The organism is Acidovorax sp. NCPPB 3576, assembly GCF_028473605.1.
In the GTDB taxonomy this organism is placed as follows: domain Bacteria; phylum Pseudomonadota; class Gammaproteobacteria; order Burkholderiales; family Burkholderiaceae_C; genus Paracidovorax.
The window spans coordinates 1,171,128-1,183,135 of sequence record NZ_CP097267.1; the positions used below are offsets into that span (position 1 = coordinate 1,171,128).

Sequence of the window (12,008 nt, forward strand, 5' to 3'; positions counted from 1 at the left end):
AAAAATGGGAGGGATGACCATGAACGACATCGTGGCGGTGCCACAGGAGGCACTACGGGCTGAACTGGCACGCAAGATCGCGCCCAAGTACGCCACGCGGCTTTTTCAACTGCGTGACATTCCGAATGTGATGCGGTCTCGGCTGGGGTGGCCGGTCGCGTCGAACTTGATGGAGCGGTGGTTTAACGGGGCGGCGTACCAGATGACGGAGGGCGTCAAAGGGAGTTTGGAAGGCAATCGCCTGAATCAATTGCCTGCTTCGCAATTGGACGACAGTACTGTCACCATGGAATGGGCGCTGGGCTTTGCACGGGTACGGGCCGCAATCAGGCAATTGCAAGCCAAATGGGCAAGTCCTGCTGGCATCCAGCAGTTGAAGATCAGAGTAGGCAGGGCGAGCCTGGGACGAAATAACAGTTGTTGGCGCTTCGGGAATTTGGGTCAACCGCCTGCAGTGCTGGATTCGACTTGCCAAATCAACTATCTGGTGTTTGGCAAGATGGGTGATCCACTGGATGATTTATATGGCGCGATGGGTGAAGCGCAAATCAAGGTGGCCGTTTCAGGAATAGTCACTACACAGGGATTCGGGAAAGCCAGTATCCAGGTGGATGAGTTGGCGTTTTATCTGCGTGACTCCTACGATTTCAACGACGGTAAATTCTTTATATCGCAACCCCTGGGCTGCTGGGGATTCAACGGGATGGCGTGCGGTATCGGAACGAGAATCAGCGTGCCCGTCGATCTGCAAACAGTAGACGAGGCACCTTCATCGGTGCAGCACCGCAAATACTTGGTTCAGAACGCTGATTTTCGAGCGTGGCGAGCGAAGAACAACAAAGGTGGGGATTTCATGGTGCTTTCCAACGCGTTGCGCATCAAGCTCCCGTTTTCACAAAAAATCGCATGGTGATTTTTATGAGCGCTGCATGGACGAATTTGAAAAAACCGGTTTTTCTCCTGCTGCTGGCGGGTATTTTGGTAGGCGCATGGTACGCATTCACCCCGAAGTTGTTCCACACATCGATCAGCCCCAGAAAAGTCTATCGGGTGGAGTATTACGAGGCATCGCCGATTCAGAGCTTGATTCACTTCAACTTCAAAATGCCGGCATTTGTTCGGCTGTATCGCAATCAGCCGGAGACCTTGCTTGGCGAAAGTGACGTGGTGGAACTCTGGATGAACGGATCGCTGAACTGGTGGTTCGACGATCCCGTGAATTCGGTGGTCATTGGCAATGACATCGTGTTCGAGAATGTCGCGCCCGAATGCCGAGAGTGTCCAAGCCTGCCGGACACCGTGTTGATGCCATGATCGGCCGCACTGCATGTTCGGCCTGGTAAGGGCTGTGCTTGACCGCAGCGGGCCGCCGCTACCCCTTCAGCCCAGCAGATCGTGCAGCGTCCGCGCCACCACCTTGGTCGCGCGCCGCAGGTCTTCCAGGTCCAGGCGTTCGTCGGCGCGCTTGGCGTGAGACTCCAGTACGGTGCGCGGGCCGGCGCCGTAGATCACGCCGGGAATGCCGGCCTCGCCGTACAGGCGCACATCCGTGTACAGCGGCGTGCCCATCGCAGGGATCGGTTGGCCGAAGAGTTCTTCTCCATGCTTTTGCAGCGCGGCCACCAGGGGCGCGTTGCCCGCCAGCGGCTGCATGGCGTTGGCCAGCAGCAGGCGCTTGATGTCCACGGTGATGCCGGCGCAGCCCGCGGCGGCCTCGGCGATCACGCGGCGGATATCGGCCTCGACCTCGGCCGGGTTTTCCTCGGGGATCATGCGGCGGTCGAGCTTGAACACGACCTTGCCGGGGACCACGTTGGTGTTGGTGCCGCCTTCGATGCGGCCCACGTTCAGGTAGGGGTGTTCGATGCCGTCCACCTTCGAAGTGACCTGCTGGTACTTGGCGTTCTGCGCATACAGCGCGTTCAGGATCGCGACCGCGCCCTGCAGCGCGTCCACGCCGGTATGGGGAATGGCGGCGTGGGCCATCTTGCCGTGCACGGTCACCTCCATCTGCAGGCAGCCGTTGTGCGCCGTGACGACCTCGTAGCTGAAGCCAGCGGCGAGCAGCAGATCGGGCCGGGTCAGGCCCTGGCGCAGCAGCCAGCCCGGGCCCAGTTCGCCGCCGAATTCTTCGTCGTAGGTGAAGTGCAGTTCCACCGCGCCCTTCGTGGGCCGTGCCACGGCCTCCAGGGCGCGCAGGGCGAAGGTGAAGCTGGCGAAATCGCTCTTGCTCACCGCGGTGGCTCGGCCGTAGATCTTGCCGTCCACGATCTCGCCGCCGTAGGGATCGTGCGTCCAGCCTTCGCCGGGCGGCACCACGTCGCCGTGGGCATTGAGCGCCACGGTGCGGCCGCCACCGGCGGTGCCATCGGGGGCGTAGGGCCGGCGCACGATCAGGTTGGTGATGGACTCCATGCCGTAGGCCTGGACCTCGGCCTCGGGCACGGGATGGCGCTCGGCCTCGTAGCCGAAGGCCTGCAGTAGCTCCGCGGTGCGCTCGGCATGCGGGGCATTGTTGCCGGGCGGCGTGTCGGTGGGCACGCGCACCAGCGCCTGCAGAAAGCGCACTTCCTCGTCGAAGTGTTGGTCGATCCAGGCGTCCAGTGGTTGGTAGGTGCTGCTCATGGGGTTTCGGTGGCCAGTTGGTTCAGAAGGTGGGAGAAGGCGTCGACGGCGAGCTGCATGTCGTCGCTGGTCGTGCTTTCCAGGGGGTTGTGGCTGATGCCGCTGTTCAGGCCGCGCACGAACAGCATGGCCTGCGGCATGATTTCGTGCAGCTTCATGGCGTCGTGCCCGGCGCCGCTGGGCATGCGGTGCACCGGCACGCCCAGCGCGTCCACGGCACGCTCCCAGCGCTGCTGCCATGCGGGCGCGCTGGGCGCGGCGGCGGCGCGCATGGTTTCCTCCAGCGTGTAGTGCAGGCCGCGCCGCGCGGCGATGGACTGCAGCACGGCCAGCACATCGGCCACCAGCGCATCGCGCTGGGCATCGGTGGGCGCGCGCAGGTCCAGGCTGAACTGGCATCGGCCCGGCACCACGTTGATGGAGCCGCCGGGCACGTTCAGCAGCCCCACGGTGCCCACCGAGTCGCCGTCGCGCGCGGCACGCGCCTCCACCGCCAGGATGAGTTCGGCCACGGCCGCAGCCGCATCGCGGCGGCGGTCCATGGGCGTGGTGCCGGCGTGGCTGGCCATGCCGTGCATCTCGCCCACGAAGCGCACGCTGCCGTTGATCGAGGTGACCACGCCCAGGGGCAGGTCCAGTTCGTTGAGCACCGGCCCCTGCTCGATGTGCACCTCGACGAAGCCCAGATACCGGGCCGGGTCGCGCTGCAGCTTCGGAATGTCGTCGATGCACAGGCCGGCATGCTGCATGGCCTCGCGCAGGGTCACGCCGTCGGCGTCCTTCTGGTCGAGCCACGCCGGATCGAAGTCGCCGATGAGCGCGCCCGAGCCGAGGAACGTTGCCTTGTAGCGCTGGCCTTCCTCTTCCGAAAAGCCCACCACCTCGATGCCGAAGGGCAGGCGCCGGCCCTGGCGGTGCAGCTCGCGCACGCAGGCCATGGGCACGAAGATGCCCAGCCGGCCGTCGTACTTGCCGCCGTTGCGCACGGTGTCGTAGTGGCTGCCGGTCATGAGCAGGGGCGCATCGGGCGTGGCGCCGTGGTAGCGGCCCACCACGTTGCCGACCGCGTCCACGGCCACTTCGTCGAAGCCGCAGTCGCGCATCCAGTGGCTGAGCGCTTGAGCGCAGGCGCGGTGCGCATCGGTCAGGTAGGTGACGGTGAGCTGGCCCTTCTCGGCAAAGCCCGGGTCGCTGTGCTGCGCCAGGGTTTCCTGCCAGTCCCACACGTCGTTGCCCAGCGTGGGCGCCACGCCGAACAGGTCGTTCAGCCGGATCTCGGCGATGCGGTGGATGTTGCGCAACGCTTCGGCCCGCTCGAAGTCCGGCGGATTGGAAAGCCGGCGCGCGAAGGTGTCGATGATGTCCTGCCGCGGCAGCCCCGTGCCGCGCGGGCCGCGCACCGCGAGGATGAACGGGAAGCCGAAGCGCGCGTTGTAGTCGGCGTTGAGCTGCTGGATGCGCGCGAACTCCTCGGGCGTGCACTGCGTGAGGCCGGCCGTGCCCTGCTCGCGGGCCGATTCCGCCGTGAGCGCATTCGCCACCATGGCCTTGCCCGCCAGTTCCGGGTGGGCGCGCACCAGGGCGAGCTGGGCCTCGCGCGGCGCCCGGGCCAGCACGCGCACCATGGCGTGCTTGAACTGCGCGAGCGAGCGGAAGGGCCGATCCGCGAGCGCCTCTTCGGCGATCCACGGCGAGTGCTCGTACAGGCCGTCCAGCAGGCGCGCGGCCTCTTCGGGCGCGGCGGTATTCAGTTGTTCGAGGGTGAGGGGCATGGCGTTCACTCCGGGCAGGGATGGGTCTCGGCCCAGTGGCGTGCGATGTCGATGCGGCGGCACACCCACACATGGTCGTGCTGCTGCACGTGGTCCAGGAAGCGCTGCAGCGCGGTGATGCGGCCCGGGCGCCCGAGCAGCCGGCAGTGCATGCCGATGCTCATCATCTTGGGGCGGTCGTCGCCGGCGGGATCGCCCTCGGCATACAGCGCATCGAACGTGTCCTTCATGTACTGGAAGAACGGGTCCGCGTGCGAGTAGCCCTGGGGCAGCGCAAAGCGCATGTCGTTGCAGTCGAGCGTGTAGGGCACGATGAGCTGCCGGGCCGTGCTGCCGTCGGTGCGGGCGACCTTCATCCAGAAAGGCAGGTCGTCGCCGTAGTAGTCGCTGTCGTAGGCGAAGCCGCCGTGGTCGGCCACCAGGCGGCGGGTGTTGGGGCTGTCGCGGCCGGTGTACCAGCCCGCGCCGTGCACCGTGCCGGGCGCGCCGTGCCGCTGGCCCGTGAGCGCCTCGAAAATGGCCAGGGCCTCGGCCATGTGGGCGCGCTCCACGGCCTCGGGCACGTTCTGGTAGTGGATCCACTTGAGCCCGTGGCAGGCGATCTCGTGGCCCAGTTCCATGAAGGCGGCCGTGACGTCGGGGTGGCGCTGCAAGGCCGTCGCCACGCCGAACACGGTGAGCGGCAGGCCGCGCTTTTCGAACTCGCGCAGCAGGCGCCACACGCCGGCGCGCGAGCCGTATTCGTAGATCCCCTCCATGCTGATGTGCCGGTCGGGGTAGCTGGCCGGGTTGAACATTTCCGACAGGAACTGCTCGCTGCCGGCATCGCCGTGCAGCACGGCGTTCTCGCCGCCTTCCTCGTAGTTCAGCACGAACTGCACGGCGATGCGGGCGTTGCCCGGCCAGCGCGCGTGCGGCGGATTGCGGCCGTAGCCCACGAGGTCGCGGGGGTAGGGCAGGGTGGCGTCGTAGATCGGGGCGGCGGTCATCGGGTCCTCACGAAAGAGCCATGGAGATGTCGTTGGGGGGCAGCTTGCGGTCGAACATCAGGCTGTCCTGCACATGCAGCAGGTGCGCGTCCATCAGGCGCACGGCGCGCTCCTCGTCGCGCGCGGCCAGGGCCCGCACGATCTCGGCATGCTCGTCGTGCGAGTGCGCGGCCTCATCGGCGCTCTGGTACATGAGCGTGATGAGCGCGCAGCGCGAGATCAGCTCCTGCAGCATCTGTGCCAGCACCTGGTTGCCCATCAGCTCGGCCATGCGCACGTGGAAGTCGCCCAGCAGTTCGGTGCGGTCCTGCACGTCGGCGCCGTCCACCGCGGCTTTCTCGCGGGCCACGTGCTCGCGCAGGGCGCGGATGCGGGCGGGGGTGACCTCGCGCACGAAGGCGCGGGTCATCTCGGCCTCCAGCATGCGGCGCACGGCGAACACCTGCCGCGCCTCGTCGGCGGAGGGCGCGGCCACGAAGGCGCCGCGCGCGGGCGCCAATTGCACCAGCCGCTTTTGCGACAGCTGGAACAGCGCCTGCCGCACCAGCGTGCGCGAGACGCCGAAATGGTCGGCCAGTTTCTGCTCCGCCAGCTTGGCGCCCGGCAGCAGCCGGTGCTCGACGATGGCCCGCGTCAGGTCGCCGACGATGGCACTGGTGGTGGAGGTTTCCATCGGCGGATGATAGCCGTGGCTCCGCAATGTGTATACAGTTTTGGTGGACGAAGCGCCTTGCCCGGTTCGGCCAGAATCCGGGGAATGACCACCCCCAAGACCCCTGCCGCCGCCGGCCTGCCGGCCTTGCCCGTGGCGCCGCCGGCCAGCCAGCCAGCCGCGTTCCTTCGCCATCTGTACGACGTGGCCGTGCACGCCGCGTTGCCGGCCCATGGACTGGCTGCGCACCTGCCGGCGCCGCCGCGCGGGCGCACGCTGGTGCTGGGCGCGGGCAAGGCGGGCGGCTCGATGGTGCATGCGCTGGAGGCGCTGTGGCCGGCCGATGCGCCGCTTTCGGGCCTGGTCGTGACCCGCTACGGCCATGTGCCCGAGCGGCCGCCCGGGCTGCCGCCGCGCGTGGAGATCGTGCAAGCCGCGCACCCCGTGCCCGATGCGGCGGGCCTGGCGGCGGCCGAGCGCATGCTGGCGCTCACGCAGGGGCTCACGGCCGATGACCTGGTGCTGTGCCTGATCTCGGGCGGCGGCTCCGCGCTGCTCACCCTGCCGGCCGAGGGCCTGACGCTGGCGGAAAAACAGCGCATCCACCGCGCGCTGCTGGAAAGCGGCGCCGGCATTGCCGAGATGAACTGCGTGCGCAAGCACCTGTCGCGCATCAAGGGCGGCCGGCTGGCGGCCGCATGCGCGCCGGCCCGCGTGGTCACCCTGGCCATCAGCGACGTGCCGGGCGACGACCCGGCCGTGATCGCCAGCGGCCCCACGGTGCCCGACGGCACGACCTGCGCCGAGGCGATGGACATCCTGGCGCGCTACCGCATCGACCTGCCTGCGCCGGTGCGCGCGGCGCTGCAGGCCGGCGCGCTGGAGACCCCCAAGCCCGGCGACGCGGCCTTCGACGGCCAGGCGGTCCACCTGATCGCCGCGCCGCAGCAATCGCTGGAGGCCGCGGCGGCGGCGGCGCGCGCAGCCGGCGTGGCGGCGTACATCCTGTCCGACGCCATGGAGGGCGAGTCGCGCGAGGTGGGCCGCGTGCATGCGGCGCTGGCGCGCTCGGTTGCGCAGCGCGGCCAGCCGTTCGCGCGCCCCTGCGTCATCCTGTCGGGCGGCGAGACCACGGTGACCGTGCGCCCGCGCGCCGAGGGCGTGCCCCGGGGCCGGGGCGGCCGGGCGGGGGAGTTCTGCCTGGGCCTGGCGCAGGCGCTGCAGGGGCAGCCCGGCGTGTGGGCGCTGGCGGCCGACACCGACGGCATCGACGGCGTGGAGGACAACGCCGGCGCGATCGTCACGCCCGACACCCTGGCACGGGCCCGGGCCGCCGACCTGGCCGTGGCCCGCCACCTGGACCGCAACGACGCCTACGGGTTCTTCTCGGCGCTGGGCGATCTGGTGGTCACCGGGCCCACGCACACCAATGTGAATGATTTCAGGGTGCTATTGATTCAATAGCGTCATGCCCTAGTGGAATATGCGCTGCAGGCCTTTTTGGCTTGAATCCCCCACGGGCGCGCGCTCCCGTGGAAAAAGGCCGCGTCCCTTGCGGAGCGCGGCCTGGCAGGGCGGGGGAGCGCCGCGGGTCAGTAGCCCAGCGTCTCGCCGTCGGGGTTGCGCGGGTCGGAGGCGCCGTACAGCAGCCCGTCGTGGAACTGGATGGTCTGCGTGCGGCCCATCGAAGGCTTTACGGCGATGTTGTGGCCGCGGGCCTGCAACTGCGACAGGGTGTCGGTGCTCAGGCCCTTTTCCACGCGCAGCTCGTCGGGCGTCCACTGATGGTGCACGCGCGGCACCGAGGCGGCCTCGGCCGGGTTCATGCCGAAGTCGACGGTGTTCACGATGGTCTGCAGCACCGTGGTGATGATGCGCGCGCCGCCCGGGCTGCCGGTCACGAGCATGGGCTTGCCGTCCTTGAGCACCAGGGTGGGCGTCATCGACGACAGCGGGCGCTTGGCTGGCGCCACTGCGTTGGCGTCGCCGCCGACCAGGCCGTAGGTGTTGGCCACGCCGGGCTTGGCGGAGAAGTCGTCCATCTCGTTGTTCAGCAGGATGCCGGTGCCCTTGGCCACGATGCCGCTGCCGAAGTTGGTGTTGAGCGTGTAGGTCACCGCCACGGCGTTGCCCGCCTTGTCCACCACCGAGTAGTGGGTGGTCTGGTCGCTTTCATACGGCTGGGGCTGGCCGGGCTTGATGTCCTTGGCCTGGCGCGCCGTGGTGGGGCTGATGCCCTTGGCCAGCGACTGGGCGTAGGCCTTGGAGGTCAGGCCCTTGAGCGGGATCTTCACGAAGTCCGGATCGCCCAGGTATTCCGAGCGGTCGGCGTAGGCGAGCTTCATGCTCTCGGCCATGTAGTGAATGGTCTGCGCGCTGTTCTGCCCCCACTGCGACAGCGGCCACTGCTCCAGCATGTTCAGCATCTGCACCAGGTGCGCGCCGCCGGAGGACGGGGGCGGCATGGTCACGATCTGGTAGCCGCGGTAGGTGCCGCGCACCGGCTCGCGCTCCACCACCTTGTAGTCGCGCAGGTCCTGCAGCGTGAGGGCGCCGGGATGGGGCGCCATCTCGGCGGCGATGCGGCGCGCGATGGGGCCCTGGTAGAACGCCTTGGCGCCCTGCTGGCTGATGAGCCGCAGCGACTGCGCCAGGTCCTTTTGCACCAGCCGGTCGCCCACCTTGAGCGGGCTGTCGCCGCGCCAGAAGATCTGGCGCGTCGCCGGCCACTTGCCCATGCTGGCCTTTTCCTGGTGCAGCGTCTTGGCCAGCGTCAGGCTGACGGGAAAGCCCTTGTCCGCCAGCGCGATGGCCGGGGCGATCACGCGCGACAGCGGCAGCGTGCCCCAGTTCTTGAGCGCATGCTCCATGCCCGCCACCGTGCCCGGCACGCCCACGGCGTAGGGCGTGTACAGCGACTTGCCGTCCACCACGTTGCCGCTGGCATCGAGGTACATGTCGCGGGTGGCCTTTTGCGGCGCCACTTCGCGGAAGTCGAGCGCCACGTCCTTGCCGGTCTTGGCGTCGTGCACCATCATGAAACCGCCGCCGCCCAGGTTGCCCGCGTTGGGCAGCACCACGGCCAGCGCGAAGCCGATGCCCACCGCCGCATCCACCGCGTTGCCGCCGGCCTTGAGGATGTCCAGGCCCACGCGCGAGGCCAACTCCTGTTCGGTGGAGACCATGCCGTTGCGCGCCACCACCGGGTGGAACACATCCATGTCGAAATCGTAGGAGTTGCCGGCGGCGCGGGCGGCGGCGGGCTGCTGGATCGCGAAGGTCGGGGTGGCGGTGGCGCCCTCGGCACCGCCTGGGCCGGCCGTGGGCGCGGTGCTGCAGGCGGCCAGGCTGGCCAATGCCAGCGCCAGGCTGCTGGCCAGCAGCGTGCGTTGGATGGGATTCATGCGTTCTCCTCGTGATGGATGGGGGGCGGCCCAGAGGGCGGCGCCGTGGCGAGTGTAGAGAAGTTGCCTGCATCTTCCCTCGAGAGGTCCCTGTCGGCCCACCTCCCATTTGCATTTGCGAACGTCTGCGTTCAAAAGTTGCACTTTTCGAGGGAACTCTGGCCCTAGCATGGCAGCCGGTTTCCGCCAGGAAGAATCCGGCCATGGGCACGGCTTGCGGCGGGGCCGTTCCTTTCAACCACGGAGGTGCGACATGGCGATGAAATCCTTATTGAAGAAGATCGTGCTGGGCGGATGCCTGCTGGCGGCCAGCAGCCTGTCCTGGAGCTACGCGATCGATGCCGGCAAGGTGGTGGACGACAGCGGCAATGCCGTGCAGCTGCGCGGGGTGAACTGGTTCGGCTTCGAGACCAACACCAATGTGGTCCACGGGCTGTGGGCACGCAACTGGAAGGACATGATCACGCAGATGCAGGGCCAGGGCTTCAATGCCGTGCGCCTGCCGTTCTGCCCGCAAACCCTGCGCGGCACGCCGCCCAACAGCATCGACTACGGCCGCAATGCCGACCTGCAGGGCCTGAGCGCGCTGCAGGTGCTGGACAAGGTGGTGAACGAGCTGAGCAGCCGCGGCATGTACGTGCTGCTGGACCACCACACGCCCGACTGCCAGAGCATCTCCGAGCTCTGGTACACCGGCTCGTACAGCGAGCAGCAGTGGATCGCCGACCTGACCTTCGTCGCGCAGCGCTACGCCAGCGTGCCGGGCGTCATCGGCCTGGACCTCAAGAACGAGCCGCACGGCGCGGCCACCTGGGGCACCGGCAACGCCGCGACCGACTGGAACCGCGCGGCCGAGCGCGCTTCGGCCGCCGTGCTGCAGGTGGCGCCCCGCTGGCTGATCGTGGTGGAAGGCGTGGCGGAAAACCCCAGCTGCTCCAGCAGCGGCGGCCACTGGTGGGGCGGCAGCCTGGAGCCGCTGGAGTGCACGCCGCTGAACATTCCGGCCGACCGCCTGCTGCTCGCGCCGCACGCCTACGGGCCGGACGTGTATGGCCAGCCGTACTTCGGCGCCTCCAATTTCCCCGACAACATGCCCGCCATCTGGGAGCAGCACTTCGGCCGCTTCGTGCAGGCCGGCCACGCCGTGCTGCTGGGCGAGTTCGGCGGCAAATTCGGCCAGGGCGACGCCCGCGACGTGGCCTGGCAGAACAAGCTGGTGGACTACCTCGTCGGCAAGGGCATCCGCAGCGGCTTTTACTGGTCGTGGAACCCCAACAGCGGCGACACGGGCGGCATCCTGAACGACGACTGGACGACCGTGCGCACCGACAAGGTCACGCTGCTCCAGCGCCTGTGGGGCGACGGCACGGCCACGCCTCCGACGACCCCGCCCACGACCCCACCGACCACGCCGCCTACGACACCGCCCACCACTCCCCCGACCACCCCTCCGACCACCCCTCCGACCACGCCGCCTACGACCCCACCCTCGGGCGGCGCCAGCTTCAGCACCCAGGTCATCGTGGACAGCGAATGGAACGCCGGCTACTGCGAGCGCGTGCAGGTCACCAACACGGGCGGCGCGGCGGGCGACTGGGCCCTGGACCTGACCATCACCGGCACGGTGAACAACCTGTGGAACGCCGTGTGGTCGCAATCGGGCACCACGCTCCACGCCTCGGGCGTGGACTGGAACAAGACGCTGGCCCCCGGCGCGAAGGCGGAATTCGGTTTCTGCGCGGCGCGCTGACGCGGCGGGCCTTCAACGGCTTCGATAATCCGCAAAAATGCCACCCTGAATATGGGGTGGCAGCGGTTTGAAAATCACCCTGCACCGCCCCGCCGATCGTTGGGATCGGCGGGGCGGTGTGTTTTTCAGGCCCTGGTTGGATTAATCGGCGTGAAAGCGCAGGCCCTGGTTGATCGCGCAGCGGTAGGCCAGCGGCTCTGAGCGCTGCTGGTAGCCGGGCAGGTCGAAGACGAACATGGTGAAGTCGATGGTGCCGTCCGGGCGCACCTGGTAGCGCAGCAGCTGCTGGATCGGCAGGCCATCGCGGGCGACGGTGAAATGGGCGTCGCTGAAGGACAGCGTGCCGTCCTCGACGATGCGGTAGGCCTCGATGCGCAGGCCGCCGCGCGTGCGGCTCGGGGTGGCGTTGGCGGAGTTGGGGGTGCACAGCGAGAGGTCGATGGCGACCGACACCGCGTCCCCGGCGGCCAGCGCCTGCTGGATGTCGGCTGGATTATCGAGCCGGCTTTTGGCGCTGGCCGGAAGGGCCATCAGGGAAAACGAAGAAGCCAGCAAAACGGCAGCAAGGCGTTGCATTGGAAAAACCTCCATTCATGGTTTTGAATATCGCTGCTTGAAAAATTCAAGCGTGGCGATGATATCCAAGCCATGGCAGGAAAATCGCCGGGATTTGTATGCCGAAAAGCATTTTTGTAAATGTCCGAAAGATATTCGGACAAACTGCCTGGGGTGTGAGCCAAGCGCGCCGTGCGGGCCATGGCGGCCATGCATACTCGGCGGGTCGTCCGCAGGCCGCGTTGCCGGCGGGGCGGTTTC

The 12,008-nt window shown here is 67.9% G+C and carries 10 protein-coding genes; 4 read left to right on the forward strand and 6 right to left on the reverse strand.

What is annotated here, in order from left to right; all coding sequences use genetic code 11:
- Positions 1-19: 19 nt before the first annotated feature.
- Positions 20-913 (forward strand): DUF6402 family protein, encoded by an 894-nt coding sequence (locus M5C98_RS05455; RefSeq protein WP_272551457.1) that lies wholly within the window; start codon positions 20-22, stop codon positions 911-913.
- Entirely contained in the window at positions 907-1,314 is a 408-nt protein-coding gene (locus tag M5C98_RS05460; protein WP_272551458.1) for a hypothetical protein, read from the forward strand. Before M5C98_RS05455 ends, M5C98_RS05460 begins: the two co-directional genes overlap by 7 nt.
- Before the next feature lie 66 nt (positions 1,315-1,380).
- Here M5C98_RS05460 and M5C98_RS05465 read toward each other — a convergent pair whose 3' ends face one another.
- The 4 genes from M5C98_RS05465 to M5C98_RS05480 are packed head-to-tail and all read right to left on the reverse strand — an operon-like array spanning position 1,381 to position 6,059.
- Positions 1,381-2,625: a M20 family metallopeptidase gene (locus M5C98_RS05465; protein ID WP_272551459.1), complete on the reverse strand. Its 1,245-nt coding sequence runs from the start codon at positions 2,623-2,625 to the stop codon at positions 1,381-1,383.
- On the reverse strand, positions 2,622-4,397 hold the full coding sequence (gene uraD / locus M5C98_RS05470) for a 2-oxo-4-hydroxy-4-carboxy-5-ureidoimidazoline decarboxylase (RefSeq protein ID WP_272551460.1): 1,776 nt from the start codon (positions 4,395-4,397) through the stop codon (positions 2,622-2,624). The genes M5C98_RS05465 and uraD overlap by 4 nt, the downstream gene beginning before the upstream one ends.
- Before the next feature lie 5 nt (positions 4,398-4,402).
- Complete coding sequence (gene puuE / locus M5C98_RS05475; protein WP_272551462.1) at positions 4,403-5,386, reverse strand: allantoinase PuuE; 984 nt, start codon at positions 5,384-5,386, stop codon at positions 4,403-4,405.
- Between the two features lie 7 nt (positions 5,387-5,393).
- A complete protein-coding gene (locus M5C98_RS05480; RefSeq protein ID WP_272551463.1) occupies positions 5,394-6,059 on the reverse strand; it encodes a GntR family transcriptional regulator in 666 nt (221 codons plus the stop codon).
- 84 nt (positions 6,060-6,143) lie between these two features.
- Here M5C98_RS05480 and M5C98_RS05485 point away from each other — a divergent pair, with 84 nt between their 5' ends.
- Complete coding sequence (locus M5C98_RS05485; protein WP_272551465.1) at positions 6,144-7,502, forward strand: glycerate kinase type-2 family protein; 1,359 nt, start codon at positions 6,144-6,146, stop codon at positions 7,500-7,502.
- A 128-nt stretch (positions 7,503-7,630) separates the two neighbouring features.
- Here the strand turns inward: M5C98_RS05485 and ggt are convergent, their stop codons facing one another.
- The gene (ggt, locus tag M5C98_RS05490) at positions 7,631-9,442 is read right to left on the reverse strand and encodes a gamma-glutamyltransferase (protein WP_272551467.1); all 1,812 of its coding nucleotides are present in this window, start codon (positions 9,440-9,442) and stop codon (positions 7,631-7,633) included.
- Positions 9,443-9,695: 253 nt separating this feature from the next.
- Between ggt and M5C98_RS05495 the strand changes: the two genes are divergently transcribed.
- Entirely contained in the window at positions 9,696-11,192 is a 1,497-nt protein-coding gene (locus M5C98_RS05495; protein WP_272551468.1) for a cellulase family glycosylhydrolase, read from the forward strand.
- Between the two features lie 141 nt (positions 11,193-11,333).
- On the opposite strand, the gene M5C98_RS05500 is transcribed toward M5C98_RS05495, so the two are convergent.
- Positions 11,334-11,768 carry a VirK family protein gene (locus M5C98_RS05500; protein ID WP_272551470.1) on the reverse strand — a complete coding sequence of 145 codons (435 nt, stop codon included), beginning with the start codon at positions 11,766-11,768 and terminating at the stop codon, positions 11,334-11,336.
- Positions 11,769-12,008: the final 240 nt, after the last annotated feature.